General features: G+C 39.5%; 18 protein-coding genes. 12 read left to right on the forward strand and 6 right to left on the reverse strand.

Annotated elements, in window-relative coordinates; genetic code table 11:
* Positions 1–51: 51 nt before the first annotated feature.
* A complete protein-coding gene (locus tag B3C94_RS02630) occupies positions 52–876 on the forward strand; it encodes an AraC family transcriptional regulator (protein ID WP_293898527.1) in 825 nt (274 codons plus the stop codon).
* Positions 877–1,144: 268 nt separating this feature from the next.
* On the opposite strand, the gene B3C94_RS02635 is transcribed toward B3C94_RS02630, so the two are convergent.
* Genes B3C94_RS02635 through B3C94_RS02645 form a run of 3 tightly spaced genes read right to left on the reverse strand, consistent with a single transcriptional unit; the run spans position 1,145 to position 4,119 of the window.
* The gene (locus B3C94_RS02635; protein WP_293898530.1) at positions 1,145–1,975 is read right to left on the reverse strand and encodes a glycosyltransferase family 2 protein; all 831 of its coding nucleotides are present in this window, start codon (positions 1,973–1,975) and stop codon (positions 1,145–1,147) included.
* 1 nt (position 1,976) lies between these two features.
* A complete protein-coding gene (locus B3C94_RS02640; RefSeq protein ID WP_293898533.1) occupies positions 1,977–3,044 on the reverse strand; it encodes a glycosyltransferase in 1,068 nt (355 codons plus the stop codon).
* Complete coding sequence (locus B3C94_RS02645) at positions 3,034–4,119, reverse strand: glycosyltransferase family 4 protein (protein ID WP_293898536.1); 1,086 nt, start codon at positions 4,117–4,119, stop codon at positions 3,034–3,036. Before B3C94_RS02645 ends, B3C94_RS02640 begins: the two co-directional genes overlap by 11 nt.
* A 379-nt stretch (positions 4,120–4,498) precedes the next feature.
* Between B3C94_RS02645 and B3C94_RS02650 the strand changes: the two genes are divergently transcribed.
* From B3C94_RS02650 to B3C94_RS02675, 6 genes are all read left to right on the forward strand, one after another.
* Complete coding sequence (locus B3C94_RS02650) at positions 4,499–4,735, forward strand: hypothetical protein (RefSeq protein ID WP_070566443.1); 237 nt, start codon at positions 4,499–4,501, stop codon at positions 4,733–4,735.
* 233 nt (positions 4,736–4,968) lie between these two features.
* On the forward strand, positions 4,969–5,970 hold the full coding sequence (locus B3C94_RS02655; RefSeq protein WP_293898542.1) for an L-histidine N(alpha)-methyltransferase: 1,002 nt from the start codon (positions 4,969–4,971) through the stop codon (positions 5,968–5,970).
* A gap of 12 nt (positions 5,971–5,982) precedes the next feature.
* The gene (egtB, locus tag B3C94_RS02660) at positions 5,983–7,176 is read left to right on the forward strand and encodes an ergothioneine biosynthesis protein EgtB (protein ID WP_293898545.1); all 1,194 of its coding nucleotides are present in this window, start codon (positions 5,983–5,985) and stop codon (positions 7,174–7,176) included.
* Position 7,177: 1 nt separating this feature from the next.
* Entirely contained in the window at positions 7,178–8,098 is a 921-nt protein-coding gene (locus B3C94_RS02665) for an ABC transporter ATP-binding protein (protein ID WP_293898548.1), read from the forward strand.
* A complete protein-coding gene (locus tag B3C94_RS02670) occupies positions 8,095–9,660 on the forward strand; it encodes an ABC transporter permease/substrate-binding protein (protein ID WP_293898551.1) in 1,566 nt (521 codons plus the stop codon). Before B3C94_RS02665 ends, B3C94_RS02670 begins: the two co-directional genes overlap by 4 nt.
* 165 nt (positions 9,661–9,825) lie before the next feature.
* A complete protein-coding gene (locus tag B3C94_RS02675; protein ID WP_293898554.1) occupies positions 9,826–9,975 on the forward strand; it encodes a hypothetical protein in 150 nt (49 codons plus the stop codon).
* A 9-nt stretch (positions 9,976–9,984) separates the two neighbouring features.
* On the opposite strand, the gene B3C94_RS02680 is transcribed toward B3C94_RS02675, so the two are convergent.
* Positions 9,985–10,542 (reverse strand): DUF4382 domain-containing protein, encoded by a 558-nt coding sequence (locus B3C94_RS02680; protein ID WP_293898557.1) that lies wholly within the window; start codon positions 10,540–10,542, stop codon positions 9,985–9,987.
* A 747-nt stretch (positions 10,543–11,289) separates the two neighbouring features.
* Between B3C94_RS02680 and B3C94_RS02685 the strand changes: the two genes are divergently transcribed.
* The gene (locus tag B3C94_RS02685) at positions 11,290–11,562 is read left to right on the forward strand and encodes a hypothetical protein (RefSeq protein WP_070566451.1); all 273 of its coding nucleotides are present in this window, start codon (positions 11,290–11,292) and stop codon (positions 11,560–11,562) included.
* A gap of 67 nt (positions 11,563–11,629) precedes the next feature.
* Here B3C94_RS02685 and B3C94_RS02690 read toward each other — a convergent pair whose 3' ends face one another.
* A complete protein-coding gene (locus tag B3C94_RS02690; RefSeq protein ID WP_293898561.1) occupies positions 11,630–12,238 on the reverse strand; it encodes a hypothetical protein in 609 nt (202 codons plus the stop codon).
* A 537-nt stretch (positions 12,239–12,775) separates the two neighbouring features.
* Between B3C94_RS02690 and B3C94_RS02695 the strand changes: the two genes are divergently transcribed.
* Genes B3C94_RS02695 through B3C94_RS02710 form a run of 4 tightly spaced genes read left to right on the forward strand, consistent with a single transcriptional unit; the run spans position 12,776 to position 14,873 of the window.
* Positions 12,776–13,192 carry a MarR family winged helix-turn-helix transcriptional regulator gene (locus tag B3C94_RS02695; protein ID WP_293898564.1) on the forward strand — a complete coding sequence of 139 codons (417 nt, stop codon included), beginning with the start codon at positions 12,776–12,778 and terminating at the stop codon, positions 13,190–13,192.
* A gap of 12 nt (positions 13,193–13,204) precedes the next feature.
* Positions 13,205–13,549, forward strand: coding sequence for a GIY-YIG nuclease family protein (locus B3C94_RS02700; RefSeq protein ID WP_293898567.1), 345 nt, complete (start codon positions 13,205–13,207; stop codon positions 13,547–13,549).
* 1 nt (position 13,550) lies between these two features.
* On the forward strand, positions 13,551–13,973 hold the full coding sequence (locus B3C94_RS02705; RefSeq protein ID WP_293898570.1) for a hypothetical protein: 423 nt from the start codon (positions 13,551–13,553) through the stop codon (positions 13,971–13,973).
* A 3-nt stretch (positions 13,974–13,976) separates the two neighbouring features.
* Positions 13,977–14,873, forward strand: coding sequence for an alpha/beta fold hydrolase (locus B3C94_RS02710; protein WP_293898573.1), 897 nt, complete (start codon positions 13,977–13,979; stop codon positions 14,871–14,873).
* A gap of 10 nt (positions 14,874–14,883) precedes the next feature.
* On the opposite strand, the gene B3C94_RS02715 is transcribed toward B3C94_RS02710, so the two are convergent.
* The gene (locus tag B3C94_RS02715; protein WP_293898576.1) at positions 14,884–15,777 is read right to left on the reverse strand and encodes an MBL fold metallo-hydrolase; all 894 of its coding nucleotides are present in this window, start codon (positions 15,775–15,777) and stop codon (positions 14,884–14,886) included.
* Positions 15,778–15,799 lie beyond the last annotated feature (22 nt).

Consider the following 15,799-nt stretch of genomic DNA (forward strand, 5'->3'; position numbering starts at 1 on the left):
TATTTGGTCAAAATTAATCAAAGTACTTTTTTTAACTTTGCCAAAAAGTGTATGCAAAACGACATGGTTAAATGTGGATTAACTGAAGTTGAGCCAGGATGCTATACGGATCGAAGTGAAAAAAAATCCTTTGTATGGTATGAAAGAAATTATCAGCATGATAACTATGAGCATTCTCACAGTCATTATCAACTTACCTACGTTGAAGATGGTTATCAGTATTTTCATATTGAAAACAGTATTTACCTCGTTCCGCAAAATAGCCTGATCTGGATTCCTTCGGGTGTGAAACACCGTATCTCTTCTGATTCGAAAACGGTTAATTTAATGGTCCTGTTTTTTAACGATTTGCAGGCCGAAGAATTTCATAAGGAGGTTCATGTTTTTTCTTGTCCAGTGGTATTAAGAGAAATGCTTATTTACGCAAAAAAATGGAACAGGCTTAATGCCATAGATAAAGAAGAATTAAGTTTCCTAAATACGATTATCAATAGCCTTCCTAGTTTCTGTAATGAAAGTACTTCGCTACAGATCCCTGTCCCAACCGACAAACGCCTTTCCAAGGTCTGTAATGAAATTAATGTAAATTATGCCTCTGGGGTTGACCTCCTGGAATTGGCTTCTATAGCATCTTTGTCAGTAAGACAGATGCAACGGATATTTAAGCAAGAGACAGGAATAACTATTTTAAAGTACCAACAGTTGCTGCGAATAGTTAAAAGCATTGAGTTACTCGACAGCGGCCAGTTTACACAGACACAGATTGCCACAATGGTTGGATACAAAAGTCTTCATGCTTTCACAAGCTCTTTTAAATTACTGATGAAAAAAAGGCCTGCAGTGAATAAGCACAAGACCAATTTGGATATAGGATGATAATTTCCTTTGAGCAGATGCAGATATACTTTTGTCGTGCATTCATATTTTCCAGCGAAACCGAGGTTTCGTATTTCTTGATCTCCGGAGTTCATTATGAATTTCACTTCAGCTCAGATATATTGTAGGATTTAAATGCATTTTGGGGAAATTTAAATATGTTGAAAATATGTTATCAATATTTTTTTTAATTTGTTGCGAATTATAATCCGATAATAGTTGACAAGGACGGTTCTTTAAATGTCCGAGAACAACCTTGGCCTGCTTTCTATTCAATGAGGCTGGCCGCAATTTCTTGTTTTGAAGGTTCTCGAACAATGGTTATTTTATTGTTTTTGAAGGATATATAACCGCACTCATTAAATTTCGTTAACCATCCCATCATTGGCCATACTCTCCATTTTAGGAAAAATTGATTAGCGTTGATGACAATTGGTTTGAAGTGGTTTAAAGGGGGATTATAACTTGGATGATATTGGTGGTAGGCCAATGCGTCGATCGTGATATGGGCAACCCCATTATTCCTCGCACTGAAACCAAAATCGGTATCTTCAGCTCCATATCCAATATAATTTTGATCAAATCCTCCAATTTTATGGAAAGTCTCTTTGGTACACGCAAAATTGAGGGACCAAAAAAGTTCATAACTAAATTGATCTACATCTTTCCTGACAGGATCCGGCCTGCTGTTTTGCATCAACTGCGACATCCATCCAAGTTTATCTGCAAAGCCTTTTTTTAAATACCTTACCCGGCCGCTTATTAAGATATTTTTTGTTGAATAGGGCAGATACTGTTCTATTAAATCATCTGCCGGGATACAATCTACGTCTAAAAAGATATTAAATAAAGAACTCGAACTTTTTATAGCCGTATTTCTTGCTTTGGCCAAATTTAATTCACCTGCTGTATCTATTTCCAAGGACTTTATCTTAAAGGGATATTCGTCTTTGAGTGGGTAGGCACGTTCATTGATATAGACAATGATCAGCTCTATGGGTAGAATAGAATTTTTTGCGAGCCCATTCATCAGGTTTATTAGCGCGTCATGGCGTTTATGTACGATCGTCAATACAGAAATGGAAGCGGTAGGGTACATATTATTTATATAAAGTTTTAAATAGATTTGAATGCAGTTTCTTAAGGCGCGCAGCAATTTCGATGGTCGCTTTTGGGTTCATCAATTTTTCCCATGCTTCGACCTTTAATTTTTTTGCGTTTTCAATGATGTGGGACCAATTGACCTGATGTAAAGCTTGCTCTTCTATTATCGTCGCTACACCAGCATTTTGCAGTAGCTTGGCTTTTATTTTCTGCTCTTCAAAAGGCCTTTCCGCAGGTACGCAAATAACTTTTTTTCTTAAGTCGCCCAATTCCATCACGCAGTTGTGTCCCGCATTGCTTATCACGATTCCGCAATTTTTTAATATATCGTATGCAGTTTTTGAATTGCCATAATAGCTGACTCCACTAATAGCGTGATAATCTGGTATTGTGCCGAGTATATGTAGGCTGGATGTTTCAGGTAGATCTTTTCGAATTTGAGCGATGAGCTTCCAATCGAAACATGTGCCACCTTGGCCAAAAAACATCGCTATTTGATCGTCCGCACTCGTATTGTTCTCAACCGACATGCCGCTATACTTGGAGAAGCCACCTGAATAAAATGTTTTATGCGCAAAATCATTTTCAATATCTTGAGCCATTGTTTTTGCGTATGGTGCCAACACAAAGGAAGCGCTTTCATAAGCCATTAAGTGTGCTAGGTCGGAGCGGTTGCCATGTTGTCTTACGACTACTGTTGGTATCCCACAGAGACGCGCAAGTAAAGTTATCTCGACCGACACATCAACGAATAGTAAACAGTGGTTGTGCTTAGCAAAAAATTCTGTTATAAGGTAATTTCTATTTATTATACCCTTCACATTCAACGGAGCATAATGTAAAAAACTCAGGTCACTAGCAGCCCAATCCCGATCGCTATTGGCGGGAATATCAAATGGCAATACGATTGAACGAATACCTTTTGGTATTAAATCTTTATAAGTTTCTAATGAACTACCGAGGAAAACCACTTCGTCAGAGGGTAGTTGCGCAGCTATAGCTAAGGCTCGAGTAAGATGACCAGACCCATGATGGTGAATGTAAAAAGCATATTTATAAGACATATTTATCTGCACATTTTTTGATTACTTGAGCAAATATATTTTCATAGGAAGATACCATATGCTGTATATCCAATGATGATTCGGCATGCACTCGACATGCTTTGCGACTAAGCTGTGCTGCGTCGTTTATGCACTTAGCCAATTCTGTCACTGAGCAGGACGCTGTAAGACATCCAGTTTCTTTTGTCACAATTTTTGGTAGCGCTCCTCTCGCAAAGCCAGCGACTGGCGTTCCGCATGCTAAACTTTCAGCAACAACCAAACCGAAAGGTTCTTCCCAGCAGGGGGTAATCACACTTACTGCCGCATTTCCGATTAGTTCATTAAGTTGTTCGTGTGTGCAGTGCTCTACCCATTCAGCGTTTTCATCGAGAAGCGGTTTGACAAAAGTTTCGAAATAATGTTTGTCTGCGACCGAACCTGCGATTTTGATAGGTCTTCCGGCCAATTTTGCAGCCGCTATTGCGAAATGGGTTCCTTTATCGGGATGAATTCTGCCAAACCATAATGCATACTCTCCAGAGTTATTTGCTATATAGCTCCATTTATTCAAATCAATTCCATTGTGTACGACCTTACAATCCGGTATATAGGGCTTCCACATTGATGCATTTGTTTGCGAGACAGATACATAAGTTATTTTGTTGTATCTGTTTGCTGCCATAATAGCTTTTTTCATCTCAAAAATAGGAGGTGTATGCAATACAGTTACCATCGGTGTTTCCGCCAAGGTCGCCATTGTAATAGGTACGTAATTTAGGCTATTGTTAAATATAACATCAAAATCATATTGGTCTATCTCCTGCATCAGCTCCAGATAGGCGTGATGTGTCGATATAAAGTCTTCACTCAATTCGTGCGAGCGAAATCTACTTAACGTTTCCATATCGTAATCTACATCGCTAAGGATAGCATGCACATTTAGAGAAGGGTCCGAATGCTCACTGGCAAACAAGGTAACCTCGTGTCCCCTTTGCAGTAAAAGTTTAGTTACTTCGTATGTAAAGGCTTCCAACCCGCCCATAAATGGTTTGCGGATGGGATGTTTTAAATGAGCTAGCACTGCTATTTTCATAATATATTGATTGTATATGTGATGCACGTGACGTAACCATGCTGATTAGAACAGCACCAAGTGAAATTCGTTCACCGTTAGTAACAATTATTTTTAGGATACCCTAAAACCAGCTACTATTGAATTGACTATTTCGACGCTATCTAGGTTGATATGCTAAACTCTCGTGAAAACCTATAAAACAATAGGGATTAAGCTTCCTGGTTTTAGCATTTTATTTTAAAACAAAGCTATGTGCCAAATGGTTATTTTAGTCCTCCATTATCAATATTACGTATCATGTTAAGGTCGAGAATCAGAGTCTCGACCTTTTTTTTTGTTTAAATTTAAACTATTTCATTTTGAAAGTAGTTCAATTATAAACCAAAGTAGATATATTATGGCACTTACAACAGGAAATGAAGACAAAGTAACAAGAGAGGTAGAAAACCAAACTTCTAAAATTCCATCGATTTTATTTTTAGCAGCTTCTCTGGCAGCGATGGGAATTTCAGCAGCATTAAAATGTTGCAAAACAAAAGACGACAATAATGCACTGTTTGTCGGCCAGTGGGCGGCACCGTTTTTATTATTAGGTATTTACAACAAGATTGTTAAGACCGAAGGGCACGATTAGTATGTTTTATTGTGATGAGTGTTTTAGAGGCTGATCTTATGATCAGCCTTTTTTAAATAGTAGGAATTCCTCCGAATCGAGAAATTCAATCGTAAATCAGCATAACGTCGCCGCCTTAATCCAGGCTGGCCATTTGCTGTTTCGACCATTTTCACAGATTGGATTATTCCGAAACTATTCGCTCATTTTTCCTGTTATATTTCTGTAACAAAGACCGCAAATACCATAGAGTTATGAGTTTACAATTAAATAATGTTCTACCAGTAATTAGTGCTTCACCTGAGATCGAAAAGTATGAAGGGGTTTTTCACAAGGAAGTGGTAGAAGGTTTAAATACTTATCCGAAGAAATTATCTTCAAAGTATTTTTATGATCCCATTGGCGATCGACTTTTTCAGGATATTATGCATATGCCCGAATATTATCTGACCAACTGCGAGCTTGAAATATTTCGCACAAAAACTGCTGAGTTAGCAGATTTTATCACAACTGATGAATCCGATTTCGACCTGATAGAGCTGGGGGCAGGTGATGCCCTTAAATCAAGTCATCTGTTAACCCATCTCAGTGCACATCATAACACGTACTCCTACATGCCTATCGATATATCGGGCAATATTCTTGCGGTATTAGGCGAAAAATTACATCGTGACATTCCAACTTTAGACATCGTACCGTTGGAGGGAGAGTACTTTGAAATGCTTGACCAGGCGATGAAAATTTCCGAACGGCGAAAAGTAGTTTTATTTTTAGGTGGTAATATCGGAAATATGGATATGGACGAAGCCCAACTTTTTTGTGCCGAAATCCGCCGTAAACTAAGCCCCGGTGATATTTTTATAATCGGTTTTGATCTCAAAAAAAATCCACACACCGTTCTTTCTGCCTACAACGATAAAACCGGAATCACGTCGGCCTTCAACATCAATTTACTGAATCGCATCAACCGGGAACTTGAAGCTGATTTTGATACCCAATATTTTCAGCATTATCAATCCTACGATCCAATCTCCGGAGCCTGCCGCAGTTTCTTGGTCAGTCTAACCAATCAACATGTCCATATCAAAGGCGAGTCTATATTTTTTAAGGAAAATGAATTAATTGACATGGAAATTTCTCAGAAATATGCTCCTGAGGAAATACAGCGAATGGCTTCTCTAGCAGGATTTCAGCTGATCGCAAATGTTGAAGACAGCAAAGGATGGTTTGTTGATTCGGTATGGAGGGTGTTCTAATAAGTTTTATTTATGAAAAATATACAAAATGCGCTTATCGAAATGTCCGAAAAGCAAAAATGGATCGATAGCTATCTTGCTATACGGGCCTATTCCGAAGAAATTTGCCAACCGTTGGAAACTGAGGATTATGTTGTTCAGCCCATAGGAGAGGTTAGTCCTCCGAAATGGCATCTTGGACATACCACCTGGTTTTTCGAAACATTTATTTTACTTCCGCATCTGCCAAACTATCAGCCATTTGACGCTGAATACAATTTTGTATTCAATAGTTACTATGAAACAATAGGAGCTCGGGTGATTCGTACAGATCGAGGAAATCTGAGCAGACCTTCCGTTGCAGACATCTATAGATATCGCAAATGTGTGGACAAGTCCATGATTGAGTTTTTGGATGGTGGTTTTTTGACAAATGATCTCCTTGACATCTTTGTGCTAGGATTAAATCACGAACAGCAACATCAAGAATTGCTGCTTACGGATATCAAATATATACTGGGTCACAATCCCCTTTTTCCTGCTTATGGCAGTACAAAAGCTCCTTTCAGTTATGCCGCTGCTGAATCAACGTATGTCCAATTTGATGCTGGGATTTATGAAATCGGATATGAAGGTTCAGGTTTCTGTTTTGATAATGAGAAAGGAAGACATAAGGTCTATTTGAATGACTTTGAAATCGCGAGTGATTTGGTGACAAATAAGGAATACATTGCTTTCATGGAAGATGGTGGGTACGACGATTTCCGGTATTGGCATTCCGAAGGTTGGGACTGGGTAAAACAGCATCAGGCTCAGGCTCCCTTATATTGGCATTTGACGGATGGACAATGGATGAATTATACCTTAGCGGGGTTGATGGAAATAGACTTGGAGGATGCAGTTTGCCATGTCAACTTTTATGAAGCTTCCGCATTTGCAGCCTGGAGGGGAATGCGGCTTCCGACAGAGGCAGAGTGGGAAGTTGCGGCAGATCATCTCAATTGGGGACAGCGGTGGGAGTGGACCAATTCTGCATATCTTCCTTATCCCGGATTTAAAAAGGAAGCTGGCGCCGTGGGTGAATATAACGGAAAATTTATGGTCAACCAGATGGTCTTGCGTGGAGCCTCCATTGCAACACCTAAAGATCATAGCCGCAAAACGTACCGAAACTTTTTTCAGACGGCACTGCAGTGGCAATTTACAGGTATTAGACTCGCGAGATAATATGATAGATATCGTCTCCATTTCAAAATTCTTTAATGGAAAGGCCGCAGTCGATCAGATTTCCCTTCAGGCCAATCAAGGCGAAGTTCTTGTTCTGCTAGGAACCAGCGGTTGTGGAAAGACGACAACCCTAAAAATGATCAATAGGCTTATCGAACCCGATAAAGGCCAGATCTTTATTGCTGGCAAAGATATCAGAGAAAGAGACATCCATGATTTACGTAGGCAAATTGGTTTTGTCATGCAGCATGCCGGCCTTTTCCCCCATTATACCGTTGCACGCAATATTGCTGTAGTTCCAGAATTGTTGAAATGGGAAAAAAAGAAAATAAGCATGCGTACTGCGGAGCTACTTCACAAATTAAACTTGGGCGAGGAGATCCTCCAACGTTATCCCCATGAACTGAGTGGAGGGCAACAACAGCGCGTAGGCATTGCTAGGGCACTGATCGCCGATTCACCTATTCTATTAATGGACGAGCCATTCGGAGCACTGGATAATATAACCAAAGCAGATATCCACGCAGAATTCAGATCCTTGGAGGAAATACGCAGTAAGACGATCATCCTCGTTACGCACGATGTGTCTGAGGCTTTCGAACTTGGACAGCGGATCTGCTTAATGGACAAGGGGAAAATCGTGCAGATTGGAACGCCAAAAGAACTGTTATATAGACCTGCAAATGAATTTGTAGCCAATTTCTTCGCCGAAAATCGCCTACTATTGGAGTATAAAGTGACTACCTTACAAGAACTACAAGGGATTACGGCGATAGATCCTTTTATCTCGCGTTATGGATTTACATTGAGCACAGATTTATGGCATGCCACCCAGGTTCTGAGTATGCATACAGATACGGCGCAAGCCTATGAAACGCTAGTGGGCGCATTTAACAACTATCGAAAACAACAAGTGGTATGAAAGCGCAAAGTTTTTGGCAATTTATTCTCGAACAACAGGACAAGCTATTGACCCAGATTGGCCAACATCTCGGGCTTACATTTTTATCTTTGGTATTTGCCATTCTTATCGGAGTGCCTCTAGGGGTACTGATCTCGAGGAAGAGAAAATTTGCTGCTATTATTTTAGGTTTTGCAGGTGTTTTGCAAACTGTACCGAGTATTGCATTGTTGGGTTTTCTTATTCCGGTTCTGGGTATCGGAGCCATTCCCGCCATTGTTGCACTATTTATTTACGCACTCTTACCCATTATCCGGAATACCTTTACCGGCATTACAGGAGTTGGTTCCAGTATCGTGGAGGCAGCCAAAGCGATGGGTATGACCGATTGGCAACTGCTTCTCAGAGTAGAACTCCCACTTGCCATGCCAGTGATTATCGCAGGCGTACGTACAGCGGCAGTGATCAATGTTGGTGTAGCTACCTTGGCATCATTTGTTGCCGCCGGAGGCTTGGGTGAATTTATTTTTGGCGGTATATCCCTCAACAATTCCAACATGATCTTGGCCGGTGCTATTCCTGCAGCATTACTAGCAATCCTCTTGGACAAAGGCATTGCACTAATCCAATATTCCCTGGTAAATATCAAAAGTCGACAGACCTATATTATATTGGGCATATTCACCGCTGTGTTCATTTTAAGTATGCTTTATACGGCTATGAGGTCCAATGACAGTCGCATCAAGGCAGGTTTCACGCCAGAGTTTATGGGACGTCAGGACGGTGACCTGGGACTTCGCAGTATCTATGGTCTTCAGGTCAACCCACTTGTTGTCAGCGATGCAATTATGTATAAAGCCGCTTATGAAAAAGATCTTGATCTCATTAGCGGATACTCCACCGATGGGCGGATCAAGGCATACGACCTGTTTGTGCTGGCAGATGACAAGAAGATTTTCCCACCTTATTTTGCTTCACCGATCATCAAAGAGGCAACCCTTCAGAAATTCCCCAAGCTGGAAGAGACAATGAACCTGCTGGCAGATAAGTTCAATGATTCGGTCATGACGGAGCTCAATTATAGAGCAGACTTTTTGAAGCAGACGCCAGAACATATTGCAAAGGACTTTCTACTGCACAACAATCTTTATAAGCCAACTGGTTCTGGGAGCGCCGGTACGATAAGGGTAGGTTCAAAAATTTTTGCAGAACAATATATTTTGGCTGCGATATACAAAATTCTGATCGAAGGCCATACCGATTATAAAGTAGATACAAAGACGGGGTTGGGTGGGACCAAAATATGTTTTGATGCATTGATGAGCGATGCCATTGATTGCTATGTAGAGTACACCGGAACAGGCCTTTTGGTGTTGTTAAAACCAAATCAGCAGGTATTAGGAAGCGTATCCAAAAGTCCTTCCGATACCTATAATTATGTAAACAATGAGTTTCAGAAGCTGTACGGCGTCAAGTGGTTAAAACCTTTGGGATTTAATAATGCTTATGCGTTAATGATGCGGCGGTCTCAGGCCAGAGAACTCCATATTGAAAGAATTAGTGATTTGAAAAAATATTACTAAAACTAGTATAAAAACTAAATAAGAAAGTCAAAAAATGATGTTCCGAAGCATTTCTCCTGTAGGATTACATCTCATATCGTTGGTTTACAAAGCCCAAATTTGCTTGCTTGCTGTTATATAAGGAAAGACAAAAAACAGCATAGCCCCGATTTAATGCCAAGCTGGATGAGACATAATACCAATTCTGCACCTGCGCTCCGTGGGGTCGGTATCTATTTGGTTGAAGGCAAAATTGTCCTGGACTACGGATTCCCTTCCATCGAGTTAATCCGCTTCGTCAAGATGTCCTTAAAGCCTGATCCGGGGAGTGAGTAACCTGCCGCTTTAATCCAGTACTGCAGTGAGGTTAGGATTTATTATAAATTTACCTTCTGCCGTCTCCTGAATGAAATCTGATAGATTGATATGAAGCATTAATGTATGGTTTTCATTTGGAAAAAGCTTACTGTCGGCTGCGATATTCACCGCGATAATTTCTCCTTGTGGCATCTCTAAAGCATAGGAAAGGTCATCTATGACTATTTCATTCCCTGTAGGGGCTACTTTTAGCATAACTTCCTGTAGGCTGCCATGGGGGACATGTCCACCCGCGATGATGCTATCCGTTTGAATTTTCAGGATGTTTACCCTTTTATTTGCTACGACCTTTCCTCCACCTGCAGACGTGCGGGTCCATAGCTGCTGGATCTCGAGATGGACTGCATCATACTGATCACCTTGAGTTTTCACCTTCACTTTTAAGTGCGCCTGCTCAGGTGCGGGGCTATCGTCCTCATGGCAGCTACCTAAAAATATGAGGAGGACCAGAGCCATAAGGTGCAAGAGGGTAGAAACCCTGCGGGCGGTTAACTTCGTGTTTTTTCTATTGGAAATCAGGGCCATAATTGTTTTTTAAGTTGAACACAAGCGGAGCAGTCATCGTTTGTTTTTTTTAACAGCCCGCTACGTGAACCCATATATACATTGTCTTTTCAACAGAAGAGATGATCGTGTAACCACTGTTATCACGAATCGACAATTGCCGAGCTGCCCTTTTTCTTAGAGATCGACCAGAACATAGGTGGCACCCTGTAATAAGAATCTACGAAAATTGCGACAGGGAGGTAGCGGATATTACAATAGAATTGATTGAATCAGGGGAAATTCCAACTTTAGAAAAAAGGCCGGCGAGATGAATTACCGACCTTAATAACTACTAAAACAAACTAACTTAACCTATCAGATAACGATATCCATTTATAATAGTTCATTTTTTAGCAAAAAAAAGACTAATCTTTCGATTAGCCCCTAACAGCTATTTTGTTTTAACGTTCTTCGTTATCTGCCATGATTTTAAATGATGATTGTAGGCGAGCTGTACACCCAACGTTGAGACTTTTTCCTTGAAACATGTTGACGACCAAAATCTGCAATTGGTCGCAAAACTTATACAGGACAGTTTGAATAGTTATATATAAAAAGGAGTAACCACCACGAGTCTCTTGATTCGGGAATGGATCCGATGCAAGCGATCAGTCAGATTTAGTACTTATTAGGATGTGCTGCTAAGCACAAAAAGTTAATGACTTTTGAACCATATGGGTTGTATTTCTGTTCCAAAGTAAAGACAACCGTATATAGCTTTCGAAGATGAAATTTGTCAAAGTAAATCGAGTCGTATTAACCGCGCTGCGAGCGATGGGGTATAATGTGCTAATTTCACCTGTCACTGTCCAGGATCCACAAAATATTACCTGGAAGGCGATATGGGTAGATGACGTAGATACCTGGATCAGGAGTTTGTATTGTGGGCATGGAAGTACAGCTCGTCCTAATATTCTCGACATTGATTATGTATTAGCCAATGTTCCCGAGTGCTATTTGTCGGGAAGTGTATTTATAGAAAGTGATAAGGTCCATTAGGCTATAAGTCCGCTTGGTTATTTGGCGTGAATATCTTCTGTTTAAAGATTATTGTGGCTATATTTTTTTAAGAGATCCAGAGGTTAAAGAATCGTTGTATGATTACCCATTTACCATTCACTTTTTCAAGCAGAAATGCATCACCGTTTCCACATAAAGGGCCGCATATATAGTCAACCGGCACGTATGCTTTTTTGCGATTATACCCTATAATGGGAAGATGAAAGTAATAAATGCTTTGGTTGCGGTCCATCCTGTATTTATCGGCGTCATCAACAGTGTACGCTGCTTTGATCGCGGCTGGAATTGGGATGATTGCCTTCCTTTCGTTCATCTGATTAAGCATATCCAGCGAGTCTGTGAGCTGGTTATCCAGTATTTTCATCAGCTTATGTGGATCGACGTTGTAAAAAACATAATTCTTGTCATGCAATGATGAGATAGAATCTCTCATAAACTTGTTATGGATGAACGCCCTTCGTTCTCCTTCACGTTGCAGTTTGATATCAGCCGAATCGTCAGACAAAATTGTTTCTAAAATGGAAACATAGTCTTGTTGCATTGAGCTGTCATTGTATATTTTGGACTTATTATTTTGTACCGGTGTCATTGTACTTTTACGCATTGTACAGCCCTGGAGAACTAAAAAAAAGAAGATAATATATAGATTATTCATATGCAATTAGTTGTTCCTATTTCCGTACCAGATCTGTGCCAAAAAACTTCACTTTCAGTTTTTGGTCTAATGCGGCTTTCCGTCTTTTGCGCTATCCTAGACTTCAGTAATCCTGTAATACGCATTCTATCTGCGTACTTCTATGTTCCTGTGCAAGCTTCAAATTTTTTTAAGAAAATTATCTACCTGATAATAAGCGATCTTCCATTGTTTTTATGCTCTTTTTTTAATGCGCAAAAAGGCTTCAGTATTGCCATCGATCTTTGTGTTAATCCTTTACCTTCATACCTTTTTACGATAATATGGCTCAACTTTTTAGCGGCATTTCAGATTTGACAAAAAGTAAATTTATTGACTTCAAAAAAGGAAATCCTCAGATAATAAATACTTAAAGAGCTAGCATTTCGATACAAAGATGTTTTAGACCTCCAATCTGTAATATTTATCTTATGGAAATAAGCGATAGCTTTTGCAAGTGTAAGCAAATTCTTTATATTTGCAATATACTTGACTAATCAAGTATATTGCAAATGTAAAATGAAAGAAATAAGTACAATTCTGAATGTTTTAAAAGTTCAATCTGTCATTACGAAAAAGTTTGACGGTTTAAGTCTGCATGGTATTAGCCTTACTGACTATATGATCCTCTATATTTTAAATAATGCACCTGGTAATCGTTTAAAAAGAATTGATCTTGCTGAGAACATTGGTTTAACCGCCTCTGGCATTACGCGGATTATTTTACCAATGGAAAAAATAGGACTTGTAGAGAAAGAAAACAGCGATCGGGATGCTAGGGTGAGTTATGTAAAACTCACTTCTACCGGAGAAAAAATTTTTGCAGAGGCGACCACTACAGCAGAATACATATCCAAAAAGTTATTAGGCGGAATTGTAACGGAAAACTTAGATGTTTTCGCGGGACAATTGAAAATCTTAGGGGGTGATCTTTAAATTAAAATGAACATGGACAAAAAGTACAGAAAGAAATTAAACGCTGAGTTTTTAGAGATGAAACCGTTAATGGGTGTATTGACTATTCTGAATAATGCAGAAAATAAAATATTTATCAAAGAGAGTATAAATTTAAGATCACTTTCCAACAGAATCCGGTTTGAACTGAACAACGGGCAATTTGATAACAGGAACTTACAGTCCGATTGGATCCGGCTAGGAGAGGAGGGTTTCGTTTTTGAAAATGCAATCATTGTTCCATGGGAAGAGAACAAAATCATAGACTATAAAAAGAAGGTGCAAAAAGTCAAAAATGATCTGCAAGAAGAGCAAAGTAATTTAAAAAATATATATTGATATGGAAATCAAAACCTATTTATATCCAACTTACGAAGCCGGCCGGGATCTTATGTTAAAAAATATTCAAGGGTCAATTGTAAATTTAAATCTGATACGTTTAAAGAAAAATGCTGACTATTCCGAGTTTCCTGAAATTGCACCTGCCAGCGAAATTTCAGGTTATAAAGCTTTTATGCGCTATATTAACCTTGCCAAACCTTTTCTAGAGCAGGGTGGTGGAGAGATTCTTTTCGTTGGAAAAGGAGACCGCTTTTTGATAGGTCCTCAGGACGAACATTGGGATATCTGTATGTTAATTAGACAAAGAAGTGTATCGGATTTTTTTGCTTTCGAGCAGAATCCGTATTATATGAAGATTACGGGCCATCGCGTAGCTGCCATATTGGATTCCAGACTTTTACCTTTAGAAATTGCATTGTAATTTATGGGATATATTGACCTAAAAAATGCTACCATCTATTATGAATTATTCGGCGTAGAAAACAAGGAGACCATTGTACTGGTTAGTGGGCTGAATACCCAGATGACCCGTTGGGAAGCACCGTTTCTTGAGATGCTTTCAGAGGAAGGGTTTCGTTTAATCTGTTTTGATAATAGGGATTGTGGAAAAAGTACTTTTAAAACAAGTGACCCTAATGATACAATCAATTTTTCGCTGAACGATTTTCTGCAACATCCAGAAAAATATCCTGTCCCTTATTCTTTATTGGATATGGCGGATGATATAAAAGATTTGCTCCATTCACTTGCCATTCGTAGCGCACATATCGTAGGGCGGTCGATGGGAGGCATCATTGCACAGTTATTTGCATCATGGTATCCGGAAATGACTCAGACACTGAATTTATTGATGTCTTCAAGCTTCAATCCTGCTCTTCCGAAGGCAGATGACGCATTGATAGGCAAAATGACAAACAGCACTGCAAGTTTTCACGATAATAAGCAAGCTTATATAAATGAAAAAGTTGATTTTATGAAAGCTATTTATGGAAATAAATATAGGTTTAATGAAGAAAAGGAACGTTGGTTAATTATCGAAGACGAAAGCCGAAAGTCTCCATTCGTTAGGCCTTTTCGTCAGATCATTGCCCTGCTGAGTTATCAATATGATTCAAATGTTCTTAGTAGTCTCCATGTACCCACATTGGCGATACATGGAGATGAAGATCCGTTATTTAATATGGAGCATGCTGTTGATTTAAAAAATACTATTCCTTACTGTGAGCTGATCATAAAAAAAGGAATGGGGCACGCTATCCCGGATTCATTGTTTTCGTCACTGGTGAAAGACATTTCAGACTTTATTGGTAAAACTGGATGAAAAGTCATGATCAAAATGTAAGTAGCAATGGTGAAATATATGGTTTTGGAGTCCATTGCCATTGATCATGAGATCTGTCAATATATCCTATTCCCGGCCAGGGAAGGTGGGATGCACAAATTAGCAATTTTTGCTCATGACATTGTTCCAGTATATTTTTTCGGGTGTCGATCCCCAAAGAAAAATCAACATCCCACTGTGTACCCCAAACCGGATTAGAGATCAGCACAGGGCTATGAACCAGATCAACCAGATGCGTAATGGATAGCTTACCCGAGTAAACCGTAAATATGATGTGTCCGGGAGTATGTCCGGGAGCTGCCTGCGTTTTAATACAGGAAAATAATTCGTCACCTGCATCATATATTTCTAAACGGTGGCTAATGGCCCCTAATATCCGCTTAACCAGTGAAAGAGAACCATGACCAAACTCAGGTCTCCGGCTGTTGGGGAAATTCGGCTCCTGTGCCAACCAGAATTCCAGTTCAGTCCGTGAAATATAGAATCTTGCATTTGGAAATACCAGATTATCATCTTTGGTTAATATACCTCCAATATGGTCCCGGTGAGCATGCGTTATCAGTACATCGGAAATATCAGTGGCTCTATATCCGGCACTTTCCAGACTATATAATAGTTTCCCCGCATTTTTTTTATCGTAAAAGCCTTCCCCTGTATCTACAAGTATCAATTTGTCATTCTTTCGGATAAGCATCACATTAATAGGAGCTTCGTAGATACCGGCAGGTAAATGCAGTCGGCTTAGCTCTTTTTGAAGATCTGCAGGTGCTGCATCCGTTGCAATAATGGGTTGATATGGTCCTATATCAAAATATCCATCGGAAAGAATATAGATTTCCAGGTTATCAAATGGAATCTTGAGGTGACTGTAGTTTGTTTGCATATTTATTAGAGTACTGCGATTA

The organism is Sphingobacterium sp. UBA5670 (genome assembly GCF_002420705.1).
Taxonomy (GTDB): Bacteria; Bacteroidota; Bacteroidia; order Sphingobacteriales; family Sphingobacteriaceae; genus Sphingobacterium.

Coding starts and splice junctions, on each gene's coding strand:
- B3C94_RS02640 (WP_293898533.1), bottom strand. CDS start 3,044: ATGTCTTATAAATATGCTTTTTACATTCACCATCATGGGTCTGGTCAT.
- B3C94_RS02630 (WP_293898527.1), top strand. CDS start 52: ATGCAAAACGACATGGTTAAATGTGGATTAACTGAAGTTGAGCCAGGA.
- B3C94_RS02645 (WP_293898536.1), bottom strand. CDS start 4,119: ATGAAAATAGCAGTGCTAGCTCATTTAAAACATCCCATCCGCAAACCA.
- B3C94_RS02665 (WP_293898548.1), top strand. CDS start 7,178: ATGATAGATATCGTCTCCATTTCAAAATTCTTTAATGGAAAGGCCGCA.
- B3C94_RS02705 (WP_293898570.1), top strand. CDS start 13,551: ATGGAAATCAAAACCTATTTATATCCAACTTACGAAGCCGGCCGGGAT.
- B3C94_RS02680 (WP_293898557.1), bottom strand. CDS start 10,542: ATGGCCCTGATTTCCAATAGAAAAAACACGAAGTTAACCGCCCGCAGG.
- B3C94_RS02675 (WP_293898554.1), top strand. CDS start 9,826: ATGAGACATAATACCAATTCTGCACCTGCGCTCCGTGGGGTCGGTATC.
- B3C94_RS02695 (WP_293898564.1), top strand. CDS start 12,776: ATGAAAGAAATAAGTACAATTCTGAATGTTTTAAAAGTTCAATCTGTC.
- B3C94_RS02655 (WP_293898542.1), top strand. CDS start 4,969: ATGAGTTTACAATTAAATAATGTTCTACCAGTAATTAGTGCTTCACCT.
- B3C94_RS02690 (WP_293898561.1), bottom strand. CDS start 12,238: ATGAATAATCTATATATTATCTTCTTTTTTTTAGTTCTCCAGGGCTGT.
- B3C94_RS02635 (WP_293898530.1), bottom strand. CDS start 1,975: ATGTACCCTACCGCTTCCATTTCTGTATTGACGATCGTACATAAACGC.
- B3C94_RS02715 (WP_293898576.1), bottom strand. CDS start 15,777: ATGCAAACAAACTACAGTCACCTCAAGATTCCATTTGATAACCTGGAA.
- B3C94_RS02670 (WP_293898551.1), top strand. CDS start 8,095: ATGAAAGCGCAAAGTTTTTGGCAATTTATTCTCGAACAACAGGACAAG.
- B3C94_RS02710 (WP_293898573.1), top strand. CDS start 13,977: ATGGGATATATTGACCTAAAAAATGCTACCATCTATTATGAATTATTC.
- B3C94_RS02700 (WP_293898567.1), top strand. CDS start 13,205: ATGGACAAAAAGTACAGAAAGAAATTAAACGCTGAGTTTTTAGAGATG.
- egtB (WP_293898545.1), top strand. CDS start 5,983: ATGAAAAATATACAAAATGCGCTTATCGAAATGTCCGAAAAGCAAAAA.
- B3C94_RS02650 (WP_070566443.1), top strand. CDS start 4,499: ATGGCACTTACAACAGGAAATGAAGACAAAGTAACAAGAGAGGTAGAA.
- B3C94_RS02685 (WP_070566451.1), top strand. CDS start 11,290: ATGAAATTTGTCAAAGTAAATCGAGTCGTATTAACCGCGCTGCGAGCG.